The organism is Chelatococcus sp. KU-N122 (assembly GCF_055391085.1).
Genome location: NZ_AP043981.1, coordinates 5,368,872 through 5,390,698, shown reverse-complemented (window position 1 = coordinate 5,390,698; position 21,827 = coordinate 5,368,872). Strand labels below are relative to the sequence as shown.

19 protein-coding genes are annotated in these 21,827 nt (G+C 68.2%); 6 read left to right on the top strand and 13 right to left on the bottom strand.

Annotated features, from left to right (window positions below):
- Window positions 1–4: 4 nt before the first annotated feature.
- The 3 genes from cimA to cysS are packed head-to-tail and all read right to left on the bottom strand — an operon-like array spanning window position 5 to window position 3,593.
- Window positions 5–1,600 (bottom strand): citramalate synthase, encoded by a 1,596-nt coding sequence (cimA, locus tag ACZ5PO_RS24360; RefSeq protein WP_464184490.1) that lies wholly within the window; start codon window positions 1,598–1,600, stop codon window positions 5–7.
- The gene (locus ACZ5PO_RS24355) at window positions 1,597–2,106 is read right to left on the bottom strand and encodes a GNAT family N-acetyltransferase (RefSeq protein WP_464184489.1); all 510 of its coding nucleotides are present in this window, start codon (window positions 2,104–2,106) and stop codon (window positions 1,597–1,599) included. The genes cimA and ACZ5PO_RS24355 overlap by 4 nt, the downstream gene beginning before the upstream one ends.
- Entirely contained in the window at window positions 2,106–3,593 is a 1,488-nt protein-coding gene (gene cysS / locus ACZ5PO_RS24350; RefSeq protein WP_464184487.1) for a cysteine--tRNA ligase, read from the bottom strand. The genes ACZ5PO_RS24355 and cysS overlap by 1 nt, the downstream gene beginning before the upstream one ends.
- A 430-nt stretch (window positions 3,594–4,023) precedes the next feature.
- Between cysS and ACZ5PO_RS24345 the strand changes: the two genes are divergently transcribed.
- Complete coding sequence (locus tag ACZ5PO_RS24345; RefSeq protein ID WP_464184485.1) at window positions 4,024–4,344, top strand: hypothetical protein; 321 nt, start codon at window positions 4,024–4,026, stop codon at window positions 4,342–4,344.
- Between the two features lie 109 nt (window positions 4,345–4,453).
- Here the strand turns inward: ACZ5PO_RS24345 and ACZ5PO_RS24340 are convergent, their stop codons facing one another.
- Entirely contained in the window at window positions 4,454–4,969 is a 516-nt protein-coding gene (locus ACZ5PO_RS24340; RefSeq protein WP_464184483.1) for a CreA family protein, read from the bottom strand.
- Between the two features lie 282 nt (window positions 4,970–5,251).
- Between ACZ5PO_RS24340 and ACZ5PO_RS24335 the strand changes: the two genes are divergently transcribed.
- The gene (locus ACZ5PO_RS24335; protein WP_464184481.1) at window positions 5,252–6,436 is read left to right on the top strand and encodes a DUF2865 domain-containing protein; all 1,185 of its coding nucleotides are present in this window, start codon (window positions 5,252–5,254) and stop codon (window positions 6,434–6,436) included.
- 18 nt (window positions 6,437–6,454) lie between these two features.
- Here ACZ5PO_RS24335 and gltX read toward each other — a convergent pair whose 3' ends face one another.
- From gltX to ACZ5PO_RS24310, 5 genes are all read right to left on the bottom strand, one after another.
- A complete protein-coding gene (gene gltX / locus ACZ5PO_RS24330; protein ID WP_464184479.1) occupies window positions 6,455–7,795 on the bottom strand; it encodes a glutamate--tRNA ligase in 1,341 nt (446 codons plus the stop codon).
- Window positions 7,796–8,076: 281 nt separating this feature from the next.
- A complete protein-coding gene (locus ACZ5PO_RS24325; RefSeq protein ID WP_464184477.1) occupies window positions 8,077–9,462 on the bottom strand; it encodes a class II 3-deoxy-7-phosphoheptulonate synthase in 1,386 nt (461 codons plus the stop codon).
- A 291-nt stretch (window positions 9,463–9,753) separates the two neighbouring features.
- Window positions 9,754–10,875, bottom strand: coding sequence for a hypothetical protein (locus tag ACZ5PO_RS24320; protein WP_464184476.1), 1,122 nt, complete (start codon window positions 10,873–10,875; stop codon window positions 9,754–9,756).
- Window positions 10,872–12,248 (bottom strand): glutathione-disulfide reductase, encoded by a 1,377-nt coding sequence (gene gor, locus ACZ5PO_RS24315; RefSeq protein ID WP_464184475.1) that lies wholly within the window; start codon window positions 12,246–12,248, stop codon window positions 10,872–10,874. Before gor ends, ACZ5PO_RS24320 begins: the two co-directional genes overlap by 4 nt.
- Entirely contained in the window at window positions 12,245–13,426 is a 1,182-nt protein-coding gene (locus ACZ5PO_RS24310) for an O-antigen ligase family protein (RefSeq protein ID WP_464184474.1), read from the bottom strand. Before ACZ5PO_RS24310 ends, gor begins: the two co-directional genes overlap by 4 nt.
- Before the next feature lie 245 nt (window positions 13,427–13,671).
- Here ACZ5PO_RS24310 and ACZ5PO_RS24305 point away from each other — a divergent pair, with 245 nt between their 5' ends.
- The 4 genes from ACZ5PO_RS24305 (at window position 13,672) to groL (ending at window position 18,284) form a co-directional block, all read left to right on the top strand.
- Complete coding sequence (locus tag ACZ5PO_RS24305) at window positions 13,672–14,709, top strand: Bug family tripartite tricarboxylate transporter substrate binding protein (protein ID WP_464184472.1); 1,038 nt, start codon at window positions 13,672–13,674, stop codon at window positions 14,707–14,709.
- Between the two features lie 288 nt (window positions 14,710–14,997).
- Window positions 14,998–15,972, top strand: coding sequence for a quinone oxidoreductase family protein (locus ACZ5PO_RS24300; RefSeq protein WP_464184471.1), 975 nt, complete (start codon window positions 14,998–15,000; stop codon window positions 15,970–15,972).
- A gap of 219 nt (window positions 15,973–16,191) precedes the next feature.
- Window positions 16,192–16,479, top strand: coding sequence for a co-chaperone GroES (gene groES, locus ACZ5PO_RS24295; RefSeq protein ID WP_464184470.1), 288 nt, complete (start codon window positions 16,192–16,194; stop codon window positions 16,477–16,479).
- 179 nt (window positions 16,480–16,658) lie between these two features.
- Entirely contained in the window at window positions 16,659–18,284 is a 1,626-nt protein-coding gene (groL, locus tag ACZ5PO_RS24290) for a chaperonin GroEL (protein WP_464184468.1), read from the top strand.
- A gap of 166 nt (window positions 18,285–18,450) precedes the next feature.
- Here groL and ACZ5PO_RS24285 read toward each other — a convergent pair whose 3' ends face one another.
- The 4 genes from ACZ5PO_RS24285 to ACZ5PO_RS24270 form a co-directional block, all read right to left on the bottom strand.
- Window positions 18,451–18,951 carry a DUF2059 domain-containing protein gene (locus ACZ5PO_RS24285; protein WP_464184467.1) on the bottom strand — a complete coding sequence of 167 codons (501 nt, stop codon included), beginning with the start codon at window positions 18,949–18,951 and terminating at the stop codon, window positions 18,451–18,453.
- Between the two features lie 72 nt (window positions 18,952–19,023).
- Window positions 19,024–19,605 (bottom strand): GNAT family N-acetyltransferase, encoded by a 582-nt coding sequence (locus ACZ5PO_RS24280; protein WP_464184466.1) that lies wholly within the window; start codon window positions 19,603–19,605, stop codon window positions 19,024–19,026.
- 31 nt (window positions 19,606–19,636) lie between these two features.
- The gene (rpiA, locus tag ACZ5PO_RS24275; protein ID WP_464184465.1) at window positions 19,637–20,332 is read right to left on the bottom strand and encodes a ribose-5-phosphate isomerase RpiA; all 696 of its coding nucleotides are present in this window, start codon (window positions 20,330–20,332) and stop codon (window positions 19,637–19,639) included.
- Entirely contained in the window at window positions 20,329–21,777 is a 1,449-nt protein-coding gene (locus ACZ5PO_RS24270) for an NAD-dependent succinate-semialdehyde dehydrogenase (RefSeq protein ID WP_464184463.1), read from the bottom strand. Before ACZ5PO_RS24270 ends, rpiA begins: the two co-directional genes overlap by 4 nt.
- Window positions 21,778–21,827 lie beyond the last annotated feature (50 nt).

Here is a 21,827-nt window from a genome sequence, read left to right as displayed (position 1 = left end):
CCTATCAGGCCGTCGCGCCGCTTTTCACCAGCTTGTAGGTGATGCTGTCGGTCAGCGCCTGGAACGAGGCGTCGATGATGTTGGGGCTGACCCCCACCGTGACCCAGCGGTCGCCGGTCTCGTCGCCGCTCTCGATCAGCACGCGCGTCACCGCATCGCTGCCGCCCTGGAAGACGCGGACCTTGAAATCGACGAGACCCAGCCCCTTGATCAGCGGCTGATACTTGCCGAGGTCCTTGCGCAGGGCGACGTCGAGGGCGTTGACCGGGCCGTTGCCCTCGCCCACCGAGATCAGCTCCTCGTCGCCGACCTTCACCTTGACCACCGCCTGGGCCACGGTCACCAGCTCGCCCAACGCATTGTAGCGACGCTCGACATTGACGCTGAAGCGCTCGACGTCGAAATAGCCCGGCACCTCGCCCAGGACGCGCTTGGCCAGCAGGAAGAAGGATGCGTCGGCGCCTTCGTAGGCATAGCCTTGCGCCTCCTTGTCCTTGACCTCGTCGAGCAGCCGACCGATGCGGCGGTCGTCCTTGTCGAGCGGGATCCCGATCCGCTCCAGCTCGGCCAGGATGTTGGACTTGCCCGCCTGGTCGGACACGAGCAAACGGCGCCCGTTGCCGACGCTTGCTGGATCCACGTGCTCGTACGTCCGCGGGTCCTTCAGAACTGCGGAGGCATGGATGCCGGCCTTGGTGGCGAAGGCGCTGGCGCCCACATAGGGCGCGTGGCGGTCCGGCGAGCGGTTGAGGATCTCGTCCAGCGCGCGGGACACATGCGTCAGCTGCTGCAACCCTTCGTCCGTGACGCCGATCTCATAGCGCTCCCCATAGTCGCGCTTGAGCTTCAAGGTCGGGATCAGGCTCACCAGATTGGCATTGCCGCAGCGCTCGCCGAGACCGTTGAGCGTGCCCTGGATCTGACGCACGCCGGCGCGGACCGCGGCCAGGGAGTTGGCCACGGCGCAGCCGGTGTCGTCGTGCGCGTGGATGCCGAGGTGATCGCCGGGCACGTGCCGGCAGGCCTCGGCGACGATGCGCTCCACCTCCTCCGGTAGCGTGCCGCCGTTGGTGTCGCACAGGACGACCCAGCGCGCCCCGGCCTCGTACGCAGCCTTGGCGCACGCCAACGCATAGGCCGGGTTGGCCTTGTAGCCGTCGAAGAAATGCTCGCAGTCGAGCAATGCCTCGCGCCCCCGCGCCACGGCGAGGCCGACGCTGTCGCGGATGCCCTCCAGATTGTCCTCGAGCGAGATCTCGAGGGCGACGTGCACCTGATAGTCCCAGCTCTTGGCGACGAAGCAGATCGCGTCGGCGCTGCTGTCGAGCAAAGCCGCGACGCCCGGGTCGTTGGCGGCGGAGCGCCCGGCCCGTTTGGTCATGCCGAAGGCGGTGAAGCGGGCGGCGACGGTGCGGCGATCGCCGAAGAACTCGGTGTCCAGCGGATTGGCGCCGGGATAGCCACCCTCGACATAGTCGATGCCGAGCTTGTCCAGCATGGCGGCGATGACGCGCTTGTCGTCGAGCGAGAAATCGACGCCCGTCGTCTGCGCACCGTCGCGGAGGGTGGTGTCGAACAGGTAAAGGCGGTCGCGCGTCATGGGTGCTTCGTCCCGGTTTCGTTCGCCGGCAGCTTCTTGCGCATGGCCGTCCGACCCAGCCATTCGCCCCCGCGCTGCACGGTTTCGCGGTGGAGATCCTGGTAGCCGTGCTTCTGGAAGAAGCCGCGGGCGGTATCGCTGGCATCGGTCGTCAGGCTCGTGGCGCCGCGGGCGCCGGCGAGCTTCTCCAAGGCTTCGAGCAGTTGGCTCGCCACCCCCTGGCCCGCGACAGCCGGATGCACGAAAAGGTACTCGATGTGGTCGCTCCCCTTGAGGGCGGCGAACGCGGTCGGCGTGCCGCCGATCACGCCCACCAGCGTCAGCATGCCGGCCAGACGCTCGCCGAAGGCGGCTTCGTCGTCCGCGGCCGAGGCCCACGCTTCGCGCTGGGCCTCGTCGTAATCGTCCGCCGCGAGCTCCTCGATGGCGGCGCGGAAGATCGATGCCAGCACGGGCGTGTCGGCGGGCAGGAAGGGCCTGAGGCCGGCCTTGAACGCCTGTCCCATCAGCTGCGCCCTCCGCGGACGATCTCCCACGTCGTGCTGCCGTCCTTGTTGTCCTTGAGCACGATGCCGGCGGCCGCAAGCTCGTCGCGGATGCGGTCGGACTCCGCCCAGTTCTTGGCGGCCCGGGCCTCTGCGCGTTTTTCGATCCACCCTTCGATCTTGCGGCGGTTCTCCGGCGTCAGATCGGCCTTGGGGTCGGCGCCGCGGCTCGGCGCGAAGCGGGACGCGTTGTAGACGCCGAGAAACAGCAGGCCGGCCTTCAGGGCGGCGAGCTGCCCCGCCTTGCGCAAGCCGTGCAGCGCCGCGATCGCCTCGGCCGTGTTCAGGTCGTCCGTCAGCGCGAGCAGCACCGGCTCCGGCGGCTGCGCGGCCGCGACGACCTCCTCGAAGTCCGCCGCGTCATGCCACGCCGTCAGCGTTGCCTCGGCCTCCTCCAGCGCCCGCACCGTCCAGTCGATCGGCTGGCGATAGTGCGTGCGCAGCATGGCCAGCCGCAGCACTTCGCCCGGCCAGGAGCGGCCGCCGAACGCGTCGGTCGTCAGCAGTTGCCGGATGGTGACGAAATTGCCGAGCGACTTCGACATCTTCTGGCTTTCCACCTGCAGGAAGCCGTTGTGCAGCCAGTAGTTGGCCATGCGCGGCGTCTCGAGCGCGCAACAGGTCTGGGCAATCTCGTCCTCATGATGGGGAAAGACGAGGTCGATGCCGCCGCCGTGGATGTCGAACACCGCGGCCTCCGCAGGCTCGCAGCGCAGACGGCCGGCGAAGGCGGCGATCAAATGCTTCCAGGCCATGGCCGAGCACTCGATGTGCCAGCCCGGGCGCCCCTCCACCGCGATGCCGCTCGGCGACGGCCAGCCCGGCTCGCCCGGCTTGGACGGCTTCCACAGCACGAAATCCATCGGGTCGCGCTTGTAGGGCGCCACCTCGACGCGGGCGCCGGCGAGCATCTCGTCGAGCGTTCGGTTGGACAGGGCGCCATAGCGTGGTGCGCAAGCGAGCCGGCCCATGGCCGCCACGCTGAACAGCACGTGATCTTCGGCCACGTAGGCGACATCGCGGGCGACGAGCCGCTCGATCAGCATGACCATCTCGGCGATGTGGTCGGTGGCCCGCGGCTCCACCGTCGGCGGCAGCACGCCGAGCGCAGCGATATCCTCGTGGAAGCGCGCCGCCGTGACCTCGGTCAGTTCGCGGATGGTGATGCCGCGTTCGCCGGCGCGCGCGTTGATCTTGTCGTCCACGTCCGTGATGTTGCGGACATAGGTGACGTGATCCGCGCCGTAGACCTGACGCAGCAGCCGGAACAGGACGTCGAAGACGATGATCGGCCGGGCGTTGCCGATATGCGCATCGTCGTAGACGGTCGGACCGCAGACGTACATGCGCACGTTCCCTGCGTCGACCGGACGAAACACGTCCTTCGCCCGCGTCAGCGTGTTGTGCAGGCGGATGGCCTGGAGATCAGGGCTCGAATGAGCAGACATGGCGTCTTCCTGGCCGCCGGCCGGGAGAACGTTCCGGTTTCAGATAATTGAAACGAAGACGGCTCCAGCCAGCGGTGTCGCTAGCGGATGATAATCGAGATCGCGCAAATGATGCGGGCCGTCGTCATGCCGGTCTTTTGCGCCCGCGACCGCCGTCCGTCAAGGGCCTCTGCGCAGCTCCCGCATGGGCGCGGAACCGCGCCACCATGGCAGAAATAGCACGCCCTGTCGGACATTGATCAAAACGTTCGCTTTAGATGGTCGCGCCGCTTGCGCCGAGCCCCTCCCAGTGAGAAAGAGCCCACGTTGCAGCGCGATTTTGGGGCGGCGACTCTCAGAGGCTGCGGCAACATTTCGGGAGTTGAGCGTTCGTGCGGCACCGCCGCTTGCGGTGATGATTGGCGTTTGCCTGTGCGACTGGGGACTATCGATGCGTCGGATTGCGTTCGCCGTGATGCTGCTGGCTGTTCTCGCGGTGCCGGTTCTCATCAGTCCACGGCTGTCCCGGGCCGGCGGCATCGGTCCGTCGCAAGCCACGTTCGTGATCCCGCCGTCGGACGGCTACGGCATCGGCGAATGCCTGCAGGGGGGCGGTGACTGCGGCCGCATCGTCGCCGACGGCTGGTGCGAAGCCAACGGCTTCGCCCGCGCCATGGCCTTCGGCCCGGTCACCTCGGATACCATTGCCACCGGCTCGGTCGCGTCCGACAGCAGCACCGGCGCCTCGCTCGCGATCCAGTGCGTGCGCTGATTGAGCTGAAGCGTCGATCCGAGGGCGGGAACCGGGCCCTCGGTTCATCCCGACGCGAGATCTAACGAGATCGCGCGCCAGGTCCACATCCATCCAAGCGGCCGCCGCTTTAGCGGAGCCAGTCTCCGCACTTGGGCGGGTCGCCCGCGCCCCACGGTGCGATCGGCACGGTGGACGTCGAGTTCTTCGGCGAGCCGTCGATCAGCTTATCCGAATAGACGAGATAAACGAGCGTGTTGCGCTTGATGTCGCAACCACGGACGATCTGCATTCGCTTGAAGATGAGCGATCGCCGTTCCGAGAAGAGCACATCGCCCTGCTCGAACTTCTCCTTGAACGAGATCGGCCCGATCTGCCGGCAGGCGAGTGATATGTCCGACAGTTCTTCGGCGACGCCGAACATGCCCCTGACGCCACCCTTCTCCGGCACCGTGTAGTGACAGGCGACGCCGGCCACGACCGGATCGTCGATGCCGTAGACCACGAGCTTGTCGTCCGGCGTCAGGAATTTCCATACGGTGGATTTCTTGAAAATGACGTCGGGTCCGTCGGCCCATGCGGGCGCGGCGAGACAGACGGCCAACGCAGCAACGGCTGCGCCAACGCTGATCGGAATACGAAGCATGGCCCCTCCTCGGCCCTATATGGGCTGCCGCGTGCCCAATGCACTGCGGCACGGGGGGCCGCCGTTGAACGCTGGCCGCGAGCGTGCGATTCTGCTGCCCGCGAATCGCGTCCGCTGCGGCGCTTGACCGAAGCACGCCGGTGAACGATGACCATACTTTAGTCAACGTCGCCGTCTTGGATGGCGCGAACGAGCGATGTGGCGTCACCGCGCAGCCCCATCAAGGTTGGCTCAAACAACCGTCGGCCCGTGGCCTTGCCATGGTCGTCTCGAGAAGGATTCATGGCTCGCCGCTTTGCGCTGAGATCAGCCCTCATTGCCTCGGCCCTGCTGGCAGGGCCCGCTGCTGCCATCGCCCAATCCCCCACCTGCGATCGCTTCCGGGCGGAGCTCGCCTCGCTCGGTCGCGGCGGCGATGCACGGGCGGCCGCGTCGGCGCGGAACCTACGCGGCGAGATCGGCCGCCTGCAGAGCTACTCGGCCAGCCTGGGCTGCGACCGGGTCAACTTCCTGTTCTTCGGGCAACCGAAGCCGCCACAGTGCGGGGCGATCGAGGCGCAGCTGCGGCACGTCAGCTCCGAGTACAATCGTGCCATGGCGCAATCCCAGGGCGACGAGCCCCGCCGCCGGCAATTGATGGCCGCCATCCGCCAGAACTGCGAGCCGGGTGCGACGGAAGCTTCCCGGCAGCCGAACTTCTTCGAGCGTCTGTTCGGCGTCCGACCGGCCGAGCCCATGCAGGAGGCTGATCGTCCGCTGGAGGATCAACTGCAGAGGGAGCCTGGCGATCCGTCCGAACCTCGGCAGACGCGCTACGGCGGATCGCGCACGGTCTGCGTGCGCTCCTGCGACGGCTACTTCTTCCCGTTGCCGGCCGGCGGTCGCGACGGCGCCCCCGAGATGTGCCAAGCGCTGTGCCCTGCCACGGAGACGCTCGTCTACTACATGCCGGCGGACGGTGCCATCGAGCGGGCCGGCAATCGCGAGGGCAAGCCCTACACGGAGCTTCCCAACGCCTCGAAGTACAAGCGCTCGCTCGACCCGGCGTGCTCGTGCCGCAAGCCCGGCGAGAGCTGGGCGATCGCCTTGCAGCATGGCGAGGAATTGCTCGGCCCGCGGCGCAACGACATCATCGTGACCGCGGAGAAGGCGGAGGAGTTGTCGCGCATCAAGCCCGTCGCCAAACCGGCGGACGTCAAGCCCACCAGCGCCAAGGACAAGCAGGCCAAGGCACCCGCGCCGGCCGAGCCCGACGAAGAGCCGCTGCCCGATCCGGAGGCGGTGCCGACGGCCAGCCACGAATCATCGGGGATCGGGCCGCAGACCATCGACGCCCAGCAGCGTGCCGTCGGCACCCGGGAGGGGCAGGTGCGCGAGGTGATCGGCGCCGACGGCCAGAAGCAGAGCGTGCGGGTCGTCGCGCCCAACATCTTCGCTTCGCCCAACACCCCCAACCAGGCCCAGTGACGGCGAAGCTGATCGCCGTCAGCGGCCGAGCCGTTCCAGCACCCGCTCCCGTCCGATCAGCGGCAGCAGCGCCGCCAGCTCAGGCCCATGATCGAGACCCGTGAGGGCCTGCCGCAGCGGCATGAACAGGGCCCGGCCCTTCGCCCCCGTCCGCGCCTTGACCGCATCGGTCCAGGCCTTCCACGTCGCCGCGTCCCACGGCTCGACGGGCAGCGTTTCGCGGGCGGCCGCCCAGAATGCGGCGTCGGCCTCGGCCGAGACGGCCATGGCGGCCGCCGGCGCGCGGACGATGCGCCACCATAGTTCGACGTCGTCGAAGCGCTCCAGGTTGCCGCGGACGGCGAGCCAGAACGCCTCGTCATCCATGCCCAGCCGCTGCAGCCGCTCCTTGGCGGCGTCGTAGGGCATCTCGTGCAGCAGGCGGGCGTTGAGATGCGTCAGCTCGGCCTCGTCGAACTTGGCCGGCGCGCGCGAGATGTGGGCAAGGTCGACGAGGTCGGCCAACTCGACCATCGATCCCACCGGCCGGACCGCCTCCGCCGAGCCGACGAGAACGGCCAATGATGCAACGGCCATGGGCTCCATGCCGCCCTCGCGCAGGCCCTTCAATGAGAGGTGGCCCAGGCGCTTCGACAAGCCCTCGCCGCTCATGGTGGTGAGCAGGTTGTGATGGCCGAACGCCGGCGGCGTCCCGCCCAGGGCGGCAATGATCTCGATCTGGACCGCCGTGTTGGTGACGTGGTCCTCGCCGCGGATGACGTGGGTTACCCTCATGGTGAGATCGTCGACCACGGACGGCAGCGTGTAGAGGAACGTGCCGTCGGCACGCACCAGCACGGGATCGGACAGCGACGCGGTTTCCACCTGGCTCGGGCCGCGCACTAGGTCCGTCCATGCCACCGTGCGGTGGTCGAGCTTGAAGCGCCAATGCGGCGTCCGCCCCTCCGCCGCGAACGCTGCCTTCTCATCATCGGTCAGCGCCAGCGCGGCACGGTCGTAGATCGGCGGCTGGCCACGGGCGAGCTGGCGCTTGCGCCGCCGCTCCAGTTCGTCCGGTGTCTCGTAGCAGGCGTAAAGGCGCCCCTGGGCGCGCAACCGCGCGGCAGCGTCCTCATAGGTGGCAATCCGGTCCGACTGCCGCTCCATCTGGTCCGAGACGATGCCGAGCCAGGCCAGATCGTCGACGATGGCCGCGGCGAAGGCCGGCGTCGACCGCTCCCGGTCGGTGTCGTCCAGCCGCAGGATGAAGCGCCCCCCCGCCTTGCGGGCGAAGAGCCAATTCAGCAAGGCCGTGCGCGCGTTGCCGATATGCAGATAGCCCGTCGGCGACGGAGCGAAGCGAACGGTAATGGTCGACATGGCCGCCGTTATGGCTGAGCGATACGGCCGTCGCAATCCGCCAGCGCGGCGGCCATCACAACACGCATGATCGCACTCCGCCAGGTTTTACCTCGCGCCAATGCAACCCATGCTTTCGGGCAGCGCCTTGATCAAGACATGGCCGGGCCGAGACAGATAAGGCTTTACCGTGACCTTGGCCGCAAAGGCGCCCTATTCCATCGCCGCGAAACGACATCTCGCACAGACGCGGTGCGGGTTGGCCCAAGGGCCGATGAGCCGAGCTCACCGGCCCTTGGTTCTTATTCGGCGGCTTCCGCCCGCAGCTCGCGGAGCTTGCCGGCGCGCTCCTGCTTCAGCAGCTCGGCCACCATGAAGGCGAGCTCGAGCGCCTGCTCCGCGTTGAGGCGCGGATCACAATAGGTGTGATAGCGGTCGGACAGATCGGCATCGCTGATGGCCCGCGCCCCGCCCGTGCACTCGGTGACGTTCTTGCCGGTCATCTCCAGGTGGATGCCGCCGGCATAGGTGCCCTCAGCCTGGTGGACGGCAAAGAACTGCTTCACCTCGCCGAGGATCAGGTCGAACGGCCGGGTCTTGTAGTTGCCGGCCTTCACCGTGTTGCCGTGCATGGGATCGCACGACCACACCACCTGGCGCCCCTCGCGCTGCACGGCGCGGACGAGGCCCGGCAGGTTGTCCGCCACCTTGTCGGCGCCGAAGCGGCAGATCAGCGTGAGACGGCCGGCCTCGTTCTGCGGGTTCAGGGCGTCGCTCAGGCGCAGCAGCTCGTCCGGCTTCAGCGACGGGCCGCACTTCAGGCCGATCGGGTTGTTGATGCCCCGGAAGAACTCCACGTGGCCATGGTCGAGCTGGCGCGTGCGGTCACCGATCCACAGCATGTGGCCGGAGGTGGCGTACCAGTCGCCGGTCGTCGAATCGACGCGGGTGAAGGCCTGCTCGTAGCCGAGCAGCAGCGCTTCGTGGCTCGTATAGAAGTCGGTCGAGCGCATCTCCGGATGGGTCTCCGGATCGATGCCGATGGCGCGCATGAAATCGAGCGCCTCGGTGATGCGGCCCGCCAGCTCCTGGTACCGTCCCGACTGCGGGCTGTCCTTGACGAAGCCCAGCATCCAGCGGTGGGCGTTGTCCAGGTTGGCGTAGCCACCGCCAGCGAAGGCACGCAACAGGTTGAGCGTCGCGGCCGACTGGCGGTAGGCCATCAGCTGGCGGCGCGGGTCCGGAATGCGTGACTCCGCCTCGAAGGCGATGTCGTTGACGATGTCGCCGCGGTAGCTCGGCAGCTCGACGCCGTCCACCTCCTCCATCGGCGCCGAGCGCGGCTTGGCGAACTGGCCCGCCACGCGGCCGACCTTCACCACGGGCGAAGCGCCGGCGAAGGTCAGCACGACGGCCATCTGCAGGAACAGACGGAAGAAATCGCGGATGTTGTCGGCGGAGTGCTCGGCGAAGGACTCGGCGCAGTCGCCACCCTGCAAAAGGAAAGCCTCGCCGGCCGCAACCTTGGCCAGCGTCCGCTTCAGCTTGCGCGCCTCACCTGCAAAAACCAGCGGCGGAAAGCCTGCGAGCTGATCTTCCACGGCCCTCAGGGCGACCGCGTCGGGATAGATCGGCATTTGCTGCACGGGCTTCTGGCGCCACGTGGAGGGCGACCACCGCTCACTCATTGTCTCTACTCCTGCGGCGGCCATCTCGCTGCCGCCCCTCGTCAGGTCATCGGTGTCGAAATCTCGTGGAGACGATACCCGAGCACCGCCTCGGGCACCGTGTGCGCGAGCATGTTCCGCGGACGCGCCGCAGCGAGGAGCATGCTCCCCCAAATCGCTGTGCGGAAGCGCCATCGCTTCGCCCGAACGAATCCGTTCGAGCCGATCGCGCGCTCGCGCACCGATGTGGGCGAAGCGCGCCTTATAGCGACTTCGTCAGGCCGGGTGAAGAGCTTCGGATTGCGACGGGGATCACGGCACGGCGGCCCCGGCCGATGCCGGCAGCCGGCCGGTCCAGCGGTAGCCGACGTAGCCGGCGTCGGCATCGAACAGATAGTCGAATCCGTTGAGCAAGTGCACGCTGGTGTTGACGAAGGGGCTGCGATCGTGCCCGCCGACGAGGATCACGCGCTGCGGCGCCATGGCGTTGCCGCCATCGCCGACGCTGAAGCCATAGCCGATCCGGCCGCTCGGCGCTCCCAGCGTGAAGCGCAGGGCTGTCCCATCGGCCAGCGTGCGGGCGGGCGAGCCATCGCCGGCATCGCCATCGTCCACATGGCCCGCGAGCGCGGCGTCGGGAACGGTGAGGAACATGTCCGCCACGCCGGTGTCGACGAGCACGGTACCGCATGCCGGCTCCGAGCCGGACACGCTGGCGCACATCGGTGCGGCCCGCCAGTCCCCCAGGGCGTCGTCTCGGACGAGCTTGACGAAGGCGAAGCGCGTCGCAGCTTCCGCGCTCAGGCCGAGCTGGATGCCGTCGCGGTTCACGATATAGCCGCGGTGCCGATCGCTGTCCGGCCCGGCGTCGGCAAGGTTCAGGACGGGATTCTTGTCCGGAGTGCCGCGGCGCTGATGGTCGTGCTCGCGGGCAAAGCCGATGCCGACCATGGCGACGTGAGCCGGATCGTCACTCGGCACGCAACGGCGTGCACGGTCCGTGCACTCGATGCGCCGCACGGCGATGACCGGGATCGGCCGCGTCGTCACGCTGGTGCCATCGGCGCCGCTGATGGTCACCGGAGTGACGATCCAGTCGCCGCGCATGATCCGTCCGGAGCTGGAATAGGTCAGGCTGGCCGGGCCGAGATTGGGCAGGCTGTCGATATGGGCGATGGCGGACGCCGACACGACTACGCCCGTCGATCCCGTGTCGATCACCGCCGCGCGTGGGCGCCCGCCCAGGGATATGCGCAGCTTGGGCGGTGACGCGATGTCGGAGCCCGGGCGCCGGTTGACGAAGGGCAGGTAGACGTGCCGGCCGCTGCCGTAGACCGGCACCTGGTCGGCCAGTCCCGGCTGCGAGCCGATCAGCAAGGCGACGGTGACCACGGAGGCCGACGCAAGACCGGTGCGGGCCGGCCCGGCCCTCACGCGACGCCCGGCTCCGTCCAGGGCGTGCGCATGGTGACCAACTCCTCGCCGGCCGTCGGATGCACCGCCATGGTGCGATCGAAGTCAGCCTTGGTGGCGCCCATGGTGACGGCGATGCCGATGGCCTGGATGATCTCGCCGGCGCTCTCCCCCAGGATGTGCACGCCCACCACCCGATCGGTCTCGCCGTCGACGAGGATCTTCATGAACATGCGCTCGTCGCGCCCGGACAGCGTCGCCTTCATCGGCTTGAACGACGACTTGAACACGACGAGGTTGCCGTAGGCTTCGCGCGCCTTTGCCTCGGTCAACCCCACCGTGCCCAGCTCCGGCGTCGAGAACACCGCGGTCGGGATGACGCTGTAGTCGACCCGGGTCGGCATGCCGCCGAACACCGTATCGGCGAACGCGTGCCCCTCGCGGATCGCGACGGGTGTCAGGTTGGCCCGGTTGGTCACGTCGCCGACGGCATAGATGGAGGCGACGCTCGACTGCGAGAACGGGTCGACCTCGATCGCCCCGTGATGGTCGAGCGCCACCCCGGCCTCCTCCAGGCCCAGGCTGCGGGTGTTCGGACGCCGGCCGGTGGCGATCATCACCGCATCCACGTCGAGGACCGAGCCGTCGGAGATGTGCGCGGCCAGGCCGCCATCCACCTTGTCGATGCGCTCCAGCCGGCAGCCGTTGCGCACACGGATGCCGTTGTGCTCGTACGCCGTTTCGACGCCGACGCGGAGGTCGTCGTCGAAGCCGCGCAGGATGTGGTCGCCGCGGTTGAGCAGCACGGTGCGGCTGCCGAGGCCGGCGAAGACACCGGCGAACTCGACGCCGATATAGCCGCCGCCGATGACGAGGACCCGCTCGGGCAAGCTCTCCAGGTGGAAGGCTTCGTTGGACGAGATGGCGTATTCGAAGCCCGGCACCATGGGCTCGACGCTCGGATGCCCCCCCGTCGCCACCAGGATCGTCCGGGCGCGGACGCGCTCGCCGGTGGCGACGACGCGCACCGTGTGCGGATCCTCGATCACGGCGCGGCTGTCGACGATGGTCACGCCGGCGCGCTCGAGATTGGCGCGATAGATGCGCTCCAGCCGGGCGATCTCGACGTCCTTGTTCTTGATCAGCGTCGCCCAGTTGAACGACGCCTCCGGCACGCTCCAGCCGAAGCCCGCGGCATCCTCGAATTCGTGGGCGAAGCGGCTGGCGTAGACGAGCAGCTTCTTGGGCACGCAGCCGCGGATGACGCAGGTGCCGCCCATGCGGAACTCCTCCGCAACCATCACCTTGGCGCCGTGGGTCGCCGCGACCCGCCCGGCGCGGACCCCGCCGGAGCCGCCGCCGATCACGAAGAGGTCGACGTCGTGAACGCTCATCGGGCGCCCTCCTCATGGGCAGATGGAGCCTGGGCGGGCGGCGTGGCCCAGAGCCACAGCACCGCCGCGGCGGCGACGGCAATCCACCAGCCCTGCCAGGCGCCGTGCCCCACCAGCGAAATCATCAGCGCCGCCGCCGTCAGCGCCAAGGCGGCGGCATGCTGCGCCGGACCGAGCCGGGCCAACGTGCGCCAGAGCACGACCAGCGCCGCCGCCACCAGTGCTGCGCCGAGCACGCCGAGCTCGGACCAGACCTGGAGGAACATGTCGTGGGGATGGCCCACGTCCAGGAGCGTGCGGCGATCGGCAGCGACCTCGCGGGCCACCGGATCGCGCGCCACCACGGCGCTCGACCCGAAGCCGGTGCCCGTCAACGGCCGCTGCGCCACCACCTCGCCGAAGCTGAGCCAGATGTGCACGCGGTCACGCGCATGCAGGGACTGGAGCGCGTCGAGCGCCCTGTCGGGGATGAAGCGCGCCGCCAGCTCGCCCTTGATCGGCGCCACGAGCAGGGAGGCGGCGACCGCCAGCATGACGCTCCAGCGCGCCGTGCGCGGCGCCACAACCGCGAGCCCGAACGCGGCGGCGGCGCAGATCAGCGCGCACATAGCCGTGCCGGACACTGAGCTGAACACCGTCATGATGATCATGATCGCGAGCCCGGCGAGCAGCAGCCGCCGGCGTGCCATGCCCTCGGTCAGCGGCACCATCGGCCAATACAGCAACACCAGGGCGAGCACCGGCTTGTTGGTGATGAAATACACGGCGCGCAACCCGAGCGCCTCGCGCCAGGCGAGCCGGGTGACGAGCTCGATGAAGACCTCGACGGCGGTCAGCGCCAGGCACAGGGCCAGCAGCAGCACGGCCCGGCGCTCTGGCCGACGCGGCAGAGTGGCCCCCAGGGCCACGGCCGCCAGGGCAGGAATGAACGCCTCGGCCAGCGAGAAGACGCCCCTCGCCCGGTCCTGCGTCCAGAGCAGCGACGCCACAGCCAGCACCAGGAAGGCCAGAAAGATCAGGCCGAACGGGCTGTGGACAATCCGCTGGAGGTGTTGGAGGACGGCGGGCAGCGCCTCGCGCTTGGCGGCGCCCACGAGCGCGACGAGCGCCGCCAGCACCAGCATCAGCACCGAGGAGCGATTGGCGAAGGCGAGCACCAGCGGCATCGCTGCCAGCACCAGCCAAGCGATCTGGGCCAGGGAGGTTGAAGGCTCCGCAACGCTTCGACCCTCGCGCCCCATTCCGCCGTCCGCTCCAATTTCTACGCGACCGTGCACCGGAGCCGCCCATCGACCCAGGGTCTTCGGGAGGCCACAACGCCGGACAAAAATGGCATATGCCCGACTTTCGCCGACCGGAGGCTCTACGCCATCGGGCGCGACGGATAAAGTGGGCTAGCGGTTCGATGGCGAGGGCTGGCGACATGGCGGAGAACCGACGAGGTCCGATTGGTGTACGCATCCGGCGCCGCGTCTGCCGGCAGGCGGTCATCGCGTCCCTTGCGGTTCTGGCTGCGGCAACCGCGAGCCTCGCCGCCGGCGATCGGCTCGGACAAGTCTCCATCGTCGCCCCGACGACGCCGGGCAGCAGCTTCGATCAGCTCGCGCGGGCGGTCGGCAGCGGCCTCAGCACCGCGGGACTCGTCGCGGACGTCGAGGTGATCAACGTGCCCGGTGCGGGCGGTACCGTCGCGCTCGACCGTTTCGTCGCCGTGGCCTCGCCCGGGTCGGAGCCGCCCAACACGACCCGCTTCATGATCGTCGGGCTGCCCACTTTGACCAAGGCCCTGCAAAGCGGAAAGGCCGATGCCCTGGCCCAGATCGCTCCGGTGGCGCAGCTGACGGCCGAGCCCCTGGCGCTCGTGGTGCCGGCTCAGTCATCGATCAGGACGGCGGGAGATCTGGTCCGCCTGCTGAAAGAGGATTCGGTTGCCGTCGTCTGGGCCGGCGGCACGGTGGGCGGCGTCGATCATCTGACCGCGGCGCTGTTTGCCCAGGCGATCGGCGTCGAGCCGCAGCAGATCAACTATGTCCCCTTCCTCAATGGAACGGAGGCCCTGGCCGCCTTGCTGCGGTCGCAGGCCCACGTGGGCATCGGCGCCGTCGCCGAGTTCGAGGGCCAGATCGCCTCCGGCCGGCTTCGTCTCATCGCCTTGACCGGGCCCGAGCGGGCCGCGGGGATCGAGGCACCGACCCTGAAGGAGCAGGGCATCGATCTCACCGTCACCGATTGGCGCGGCATCGTCGCGGCCCCGGCCGCAGCGGCCGACCGCTTGCGGCCCATCCGCGTTGTCGGCGATCTCGCCCATTCCGAGGCCTGGGGGGAACGACTGCGAGCCCGGCGCTGGAGCCCGGCCTATCTGGACGGCGATGCCTTCGCCGGCTTCCTCAAGAGCGAGGAAGCCCGATTCGCGGCGATGCTCGTGACGCTCGGCCTCGCAGCGCCGCAACCCGCCCGCTGACGATCTAGCCAGCCAGCTGATCGAGCTTTGCCTTGGCCCCGACCAGCACCGCCGCCTCTTGCGGCAGGACGTCGGCGATCCACAGCAGGCCGCTCCCACCTGACTGGCCATGCCGCTCGGGGAGATCATGCGTCTCAGGCCCGGCTGGTGCGCCGACGGCGGCTTCCGTCTCGGCCCGATCTTTGAAAAAACCATCCGGCGGCAGCGTCGTACCATGGCTGTGGCGTGCATTTGCGGCGAGGCCCAGAGCATTTCGCCATGGGACGGAGCCCTTCGAGGAGACAATCGATGACCCATGCCATTCGCTTCCACAAAACCGGCGGGCCCGAGGTCCTGGTCTGGGAAGAGGTCGAGGTCGGCAAGCCCGGCGCCGGCGAGGCGCGCATCCGCCACACCGCCGTCGGCCTCAACTTCGTCGATATCTACAACCGCTCCGGGCTCTACCCGGTGACGCTGCCGAGCGGCCTGGGCAGCGAGGGCGTCGGCATCGTCGAGGAGGTCGGGCCAGGCGTCACCGACCTGGCGCCCGGCGACCGCGTCGGCTACGGCAGCGCGCCGCTCGGCGCCTACGCCGAAGCGCGGCTGATTCCGGCCGACCGGCTACTCAAGCTGCCCGACGGCATCGACGACCAGACCGCCGCGGCAGCGCTGCTCAAGGGCCTGACGGCGCAATACCTCATCCGCCAGACCTACCGGGTCAAGAGCGGCGACACCATCCTGCTGCACGCGGCGGCCGGCGGCGTCGGCCTGATCCTCGCCCAATGGGCCAAGCATCTGGGTGCCACCGTCATCGGCACGGTAGGCAACGACGAGAAGGCGGCGCTGGCCCGCCGCTACGGCTCCGCCCACACCATCATCTACACGCGCGAGGACATCGTGGCGCGGGTCAAGGAGATCACCAACGGCAAAGGGGTGCCGGTGGTCTACGATTCCGTGGGCAAGGACACCTTCCTGAAATCGCTCGACAGCCTGGCGCCGCTGGGCCTGCTCGCGCTGTTCGGACAATCCTCGGGCCCGGTCGCGCCCCTGGACCTCGGCTTGCTGGCACAGAAGGGCTCGCTCTTCGTCACGCGGCCGACCCTCAACACCTATGGCGCCAAGCGTGAAAACCTGGTCGCAATGGCCAACGAGCTGTTCGAGGTCATCCAGTCCGGCGCCGTCAAGATCGAGGTCAACCAGACCTACGCCCTGAAGGACGCGGCGCGTGCCCATGCCGATCTCGCGGCGCGTAAGACCACCGGCTCGACCGTGCTGCTGGTGTGAAATCAGAGGAGATGATGCGGCCACGACAGCCGCATCATTCTCCCGTCCCAAGTATTTTCAGAAGTCATTACCTATATATGCCACCCTATTTGGCATGGACAGCAAACGTCCGCCGAAATAATTTTCTTGCCTCAGCCCACCCGAGCAGGACCGCGACCGGGATCATTCGTCGATAATCGTCGATGTACCGGAGCGGATGCGCGTCGCAAGAGAGTATCTATGAGTTTTCGTCCCCTGCATGATCGCGTCCTCATCCGTCGCATTGAAGAAAGCAATACGACCAAAGGCGGAATCATCATTCCCGATACGGCGAAGGAAAAGCCTCAGGAAGGAGAAATCGTGGCCGTCGGCAGCGGCGCCCGCGATGACAGCGGCAAGATTATTCCGCTCGACGTCAAGACGGGAGACCGCGTGTTGTTCGGAAAGTGGTCCGGCACCGAGGTCAAGGTCGACGGTGAAGACCTGTTGATCGCGAAGGAAGCGGACATACTCGGCGTGATTTCCTAGAGCGTTCTACGATTGGGTGGACTCACCCAATCGTAGAAAAGCGCTCCAGATTCAAAAAATTATGAGCCTTTCTCTGCAATTGGATGAGCTCATCCAATTGCGAAATGCTCTAGAGCACTTCGCCAAGACATCTCCACCCGATCGATTGTGGTTCAATTCTCTCGAAGGAAAAGCCGAGCATGGCTGCAAAGGATGTGAAGTTTTCCGCGGACGCGCGCGAGCGGCTGCTGCGCGGCGTCGACATACTCGCCAACACGGTCAAGGTGACGCTTGGGCCCAAGGGCCGCAACGTCGTCATCGAGAAATCTTTCGGCGCGCCGCGCATCACCAAGGACGGCGTCACCGTCGCCAAGGAGATCGAGCTCGAGGATCGCTACGAGAACCTCGGCGCCCAGCTCCTGCGCGAGGTGGCCTCGAAGACCAACGATCTTGCCGGCGACGGCACCACGACAGCCACGGTGCTGGCCCAGGCGATCGTCCGCGAAGGCGCCAAGGCGGTGGCCGCCGGCCTCAATCCGCTCGATCTCAAGCGCGGCATCGATCTGGCCGTCCGCACCGTGGTCAGCGACATCGAACAGCGGGCCAAGAAGGTCCAGTCGTCCGATGAGGTGGCGCAGGTCGGCACGATTTCCGCCAACGGCGATGCCTCCGTCGGCAAGATCATCGCCACCGCGGTCGAGAAGGTCGGCAACGACGGGGTCATCACCGTCGAGGAGGCCAAGAGCCTGGAGACCGAGCTCGACGTCGTCGAGGGGCTGCAGTTCGACCGCGGTTACCTGTCGCCCTACTTCGTGACCAACGCCGAAAAGCTGGTGACCGAGTTCGAGGACCCGTTGATCCTCATTCACGAGCAGAAGCTGACATCGCTGCAGCCCCTCCTGCCGATCCTCGAAGCCATCGTCCAGACCGGCAAGCCGCTGCTGATCATCGCCGAGGACGTCGAGGGCGAGGCGCTGGCGACCCTGGTCGTCAACAAGCTTCGCGGCGGCCTCAAGGTCGCCGCGGTCAAGGCGCCCGGCTTCGGCGACCGCCGCAAGGCGCTGCTGGAGGACATCGCCATCCTGACCGCCGGGCAGACGATCTCCGCGGATCTCGGCATCAAGCTGGAGAACGTGACGCTGTCGCAGCTGGGGCGCGCCAAGCGAGTCCGCATCGACAAGGAGAACACCACGATCGTCGCCGGTGCTGGCGACAAGACGGCCATCGCCGCCCGGGTGGCGCAGATCAAGGCGCAGATCGAGGAGACGACGTCGGACTACGACCGCGAGAAGCTGCAGGAGCGCCTCGGCAAGATCTCGGGCGGCGTCGCCGTCATTCGCGTCGGCGGTGCGACCGAGGTCGAGGTCAAGGAGAAGAAGGACCGCGTCGACGATGCGCTCAACGCCACGCGCGCGGCCATCGCCGAAGGCATCGTGCCCGGCGGCGGCGTCGCCTTGCTGCGCGCCAAGGCGGCCGTCGCCAAGCTCTCCGAGGCCAATGCGGACGTGCAGGCCGGCATTCAGATCGTTCTGAAGGCCCTCGAATCCCCCATCCGCCAGATCGCCGACAACGCCGGCGTCGAAGGCTCGATCATCGTCGGCAAGATCCTGGACAACGCCTCGCAGACCTTCGGCTTCGACGCCCAGGCGGAGACGTATGTCGATCTGATCGAAGCCGGCATCGTCGATCCGGCGAAGGTGGTGCGCACCGCGCTACAGGACGCGGCATCCGTCGCTTCGCTGATCGTCACCACCGAAGCGCTGGTGACCGAACTGCCCAAGGACAAGCCCGCGTTCCCGGCGCCCGGCCCCGGCGCGGACTTCTAAAGACCAGCTGCCTGGAGCACTTCGCCAATGGCTGGGATCAGCCAATTGGAGCAATGATCCAGCTCTTTGCATCCGCAGCGCGTCTTTGCGATTGGGTAAGCTCCGCGATCGCAAGAAACGCTACGGAGGGACGGCGCCGGCAGCCTCGCGGTTGCCGGCGCAGTTCTTAGAACTCCTTGCCGCGGGCGCGCATCTCGGCACGGATACGCTCGACCACCGCCGCCGAGAGTGACTGCTGCCAGTCCTGCATCTTCAGGAAGAGCTCCTGGAGGATCGCCGGTTGGCTGCTCACATAGCGCTTGCCAGCGGCCGAGGAGAAGAATGCGCCGATCTCCTTGAGATCGGCCTCCGAGATCTGGCTGGCATAGACGCGGGCAGCCTGGTCGACCATCTCGCTCTTGCGGGCCTCAAGCTCGGGCGAGATCTTCGCGATGATCTCCTCCATGTCCTTGGTCAGCTCCGGACGCGTCACCAACTGCTCGCGCACCTGACTGAACAGGCTCGGCACCACCGCGTCGAACGACCGCTCGATGCCTGAGCTGACCACGACAGCCCGCGCGGCCTCCAGGTGCGACGGCGTGATCTGCTGGCTTTGCGCCAGAGCCGGGACCAGGGGCTGGGCCAGCAGCAGCATGGCCGCGACCAGCTGTGGGGCAAGACGCTTCATGTGGATCTCCGTGACGTTTGTCGTTCGGCATGGCTGATGCGGGCCATGCCGCCGCTTCGCCGGCGCGAACGTTTAGAGCATGACGCCGGAAGAAGGAAACGGTGTTGTATCGGGTGCGGGCCCTGCAAAGGGGCGCTCGAGCCCGCGCTCCATATAGAGCGCCCCACCGCCGTAGCTGTCGAGCTTGCCGCCGGCAAGGGCTTCGGGCCGCGATATGAACCCCTGTCGCTGCCAGAAGGGCGCTGAGCCGTTGACCGCGATCAGCGAGGCGCGGGCAAAACCCGCCGCCCGGGCGTGTCCGACGAGCTTCGCCACGAGGTCCGCCGCAGCACCGCGACCCCGCGCCTCGGGGAGGATGGCGAGATCGTGGATGTAGTAGGTCGTCGGGGCCGCCGGCAGCGCCCCGAGCAGGGCGTTCAGCGCCGGCGGCTCGCCCAGGCGCCCGGGATGGCTGATCGCATAGGCGACGATGGTCTCGCGCCCGCCGTCATCGACCCGGCCGAGGGCGAGGCAGCCGGCCGGATAGAGCGCCAGCCGCTCGGCAAATACCGCCGGATCTTCCGGGAAATCCGGGTGCACGACCCGGGCAACCGCATCCACCTCCGGCAGATCCGACGGGCGCATGGCCCGCCACGTGGCGATCGCTCGGGTCACCAGGGCCGCCGGGCGCAGCCGCGCCGCAACGTCACACCGCCCCCATCTCGATCAGGCCGGAGGCGCCAGCCAGGATGGCGCCCGTCGCCAGGCCGATGAACAGCCCGTGCTCGACCACGCCGGGCACCCCCGACAGGGCCGATGCGAGCGCCGGCGGATCGGGAATGCGCCCGAACGAGACGTCGAGGATGAAGTGGCCGCCATCGGTGACGAAGGGCTTGTCGCCCGCTTGGCGCTGGTTGAGCGGCCCCTCGCACCCGGCGGCGGCCGCTGCCCGCGCGATGGCACGGCGCGTCGCGCCGAGCCCGAAGGGCACCACCTCGATGGGCAGGGGGAAGCGGCCGAGCACCGCAACGTGCTTGCTGTCGTCGGCGATGACCACCATGCGGCCGCTCGCCGCCGCCACGATTTTCTCGCGCAGCAGCGCCCCGCCGCCGCCTTTGATGAGATTGAGGGCGCCGTCGAGCTCGTCCGCGCCGTCGACGGTCAAGTCGAGCTCCGGCATGTCGTCCAGGGTGGTCATGGCGATGCCGGCGGCGAGCGCTTGCGCCTGCGTCGCTTCAGACGTCGCCACGCAGGTCACGGCGAGGCCCGCGCGCACCCGCTCGCCGAGCAGCTCGACGAAATGCCTGGCCGTGGAACCGGTACCGAGGCCGAGGCGCATCCCGGGCCTGACCAGTTCCAGCGCCCGCGCCGCCGCCCGGCGCTTCAGCTCGTCCGCGCTCACGTGTCGAGGCCGCCCATCAGCACGTACTTCATCTCGACGAACTCCTCGATGCCGTGGTGCGATCCCTCGCGCCCGAGGCCCGATTCCTTGACGCCGCCGAAGGGCGCCATCTCCGTCGAGATGGCGCCGGAGTTGACGCCGACCATGCCGTACTCGAGCGCCTCGGCGACGCGGAAGACGCGGCCCAGGTCGCGCGCGAAGAAATAGGCGGCGAGGCCGTACTGGGTCGCATTAGCCTGGGCGATAACGTCCGCCTCGTCCTTGAAGCGGAACACCGGCGCCAGCGGCCCGAAGGTCTCCTCCTTGGTGACGAGCATCTTGGTGGTGACGTTGGCGAGCACCGTCGGCTCGAAGAAGCTGCGGCCGAGCGGGTGGCGCTTGCCGCCGACCACGACGCGGGCGCCGTGCTCCACGGCGTCGGCGATATGGCGCTCGACCTTATCCACCGCCTCCATGGTGATCAGCGGCCCCTGCATGACGCCCACCTCGGTGCCATCACCGACCTTCAGGTCCGTAACGCGCTTGGCGAGCTTGGAGACGAAGTCATCGTAGATGCCGTCCTGGGCGTAGATGCGGTTGGCGCACACGCAGGTCTGGCCCATGTTGCGGAACTTGGAGACGATGGCGCCCTCGACCGCCGCATCGACGTCGGCGTCGTCGAAGACGATGAAGGGCGCATTGCCGCCGAGCTCGAGGCCCACCTTCTTCACCGTCGACGCGGCCTGCCGCATCAGGATCTTGCCGACCTCGGTCGACCCGGTGAAGCCGACGAACTTGACCGCCGGGTGCTCGGTCAGCACCTTGCCGATGGCCGGCGCGTCGCCGGTGATCAGGTTGAAGACGCCGGCCGGGATGCCGGCCCGCTCGGCGAGCACGGCCAGCGCCAGGGCCGTCAGCGGCGTCTCGGGCGCGGGCTTGACCACCGCGGTGCAGCCTGCGGCCAGGGCCGGCGCCACTTTGCGGGTGATCATCGCCGCCGGGAAGTTCCAGGGCGTGATCGCCGCGATGACGCCGACCGGCTGCTTCAGCACGACGATCCGCGCATTGGCCCACGGCGACGGGATGGTCTCGCCGTAGATGCGCTTGGCCTCCTCGGCATAGAACTCGACGAACGAAGCGGCGTATTCCACCTCGCCCTTCGCCTCGGCCAGGGGCTTGCCCTGCTCGCTGGTCATGAGCAGCGCCAGATCGTCGCGGTTTGCCATGATGAGCTCGAACCACTTGCGCAGCGTGGCCGACCGCTCCTTGGCGGAACGCTTGGCCCAGCCGGCGAAGGCACGCTCGGCCGCTTCGACGGCCGCGGTGGCCTCGGCGGCCCCCAGATGGGGAACGCGCGCCAGCACCTCACCGGTGGCGGGATTGTCGACGGCGTCGGCCGGCTCGCCGATCCATTGCCCGCCCACATAGCAACGCTCGACGAGAAGGGTGGGATCGTTCAGCCGCATGGGACGCTCCGATGATTGCCGTAGCGCCTATATGCATCCGCGCCCGCGCG

What these genes read in the sequence shown, in the direction of transcription:
- cimA (WP_464184490.1), bottom strand. Translation starts at nt 1,600, where the DNA reads ATGACGCGCGACCGCCTTTACCTGTTCGACACCACCCTCCGCGACGGT.
- ACZ5PO_RS24355 (WP_464184489.1), bottom strand. Translation starts at nt 2,106, where the DNA reads ATGGGACAGGCGTTCAAGGCCGGCCTCAGGCCCTTCCTGCCCGCCGAC.
- cysS (WP_464184487.1), bottom strand. Translation starts at nt 3,593, where the DNA reads ATGTCTGCTCATTCGAGCCCTGATCTCCAGGCCATCCGCCTGCACAAC.
- ACZ5PO_RS24345 (WP_464184485.1), top strand. Translation starts at nt 4,024, where the DNA reads ATGCGTCGGATTGCGTTCGCCGTGATGCTGCTGGCTGTTCTCGCGGTG.
- ACZ5PO_RS24340 (WP_464184483.1), bottom strand. Translation starts at nt 4,969, where the DNA reads ATGCTTCGTATTCCGATCAGCGTTGGCGCAGCCGTTGCTGCGTTGGCC.
- ACZ5PO_RS24335 (WP_464184481.1), top strand. Translation starts at nt 5,252, where the DNA reads ATGGCTCGCCGCTTTGCGCTGAGATCAGCCCTCATTGCCTCGGCCCTG.
- gltX (WP_464184479.1), bottom strand. Translation starts at nt 7,795, where the DNA reads ATGTCGACCATTACCGTTCGCTTCGCTCCGTCGCCGACGGGCTATCTG.
- ACZ5PO_RS24325 (WP_464184477.1), bottom strand. Translation starts at nt 9,462, where the DNA reads ATGAGTGAGCGGTGGTCGCCCTCCACGTGGCGCCAGAAGCCCGTGCAG.
- gor (WP_464184475.1), bottom strand. Translation starts at nt 12,248, where the DNA reads ATGAGCGTTCACGACGTCGACCTCTTCGTGATCGGCGGCGGCTCCGGC.
- ACZ5PO_RS24305 (WP_464184472.1), top strand. Translation starts at nt 13,672, where the DNA reads ATGGCGGAGAACCGACGAGGTCCGATTGGTGTACGCATCCGGCGCCGC.
- ACZ5PO_RS24300 (WP_464184471.1), top strand. Translation starts at nt 14,998, where the DNA reads ATGACCCATGCCATTCGCTTCCACAAAACCGGCGGGCCCGAGGTCCTG.
- groES (WP_464184470.1), top strand. Translation starts at nt 16,192, where the DNA reads ATGAGTTTTCGTCCCCTGCATGATCGCGTCCTCATCCGTCGCATTGAA.
- groL (WP_464184468.1), top strand. Translation starts at nt 16,659, where the DNA reads ATGGCTGCAAAGGATGTGAAGTTTTCCGCGGACGCGCGCGAGCGGCTG.
- ACZ5PO_RS24285 (WP_464184467.1), bottom strand. Translation starts at nt 18,951, where the DNA reads ATGAAGCGTCTTGCCCCACAGCTGGTCGCGGCCATGCTGCTGCTGGCC.
- ACZ5PO_RS24270 (WP_464184463.1), bottom strand. Translation starts at nt 21,777, where the DNA reads ATGCGGCTGAACGATCCCACCCTTCTCGTCGAGCGTTGCTATGTGGGC.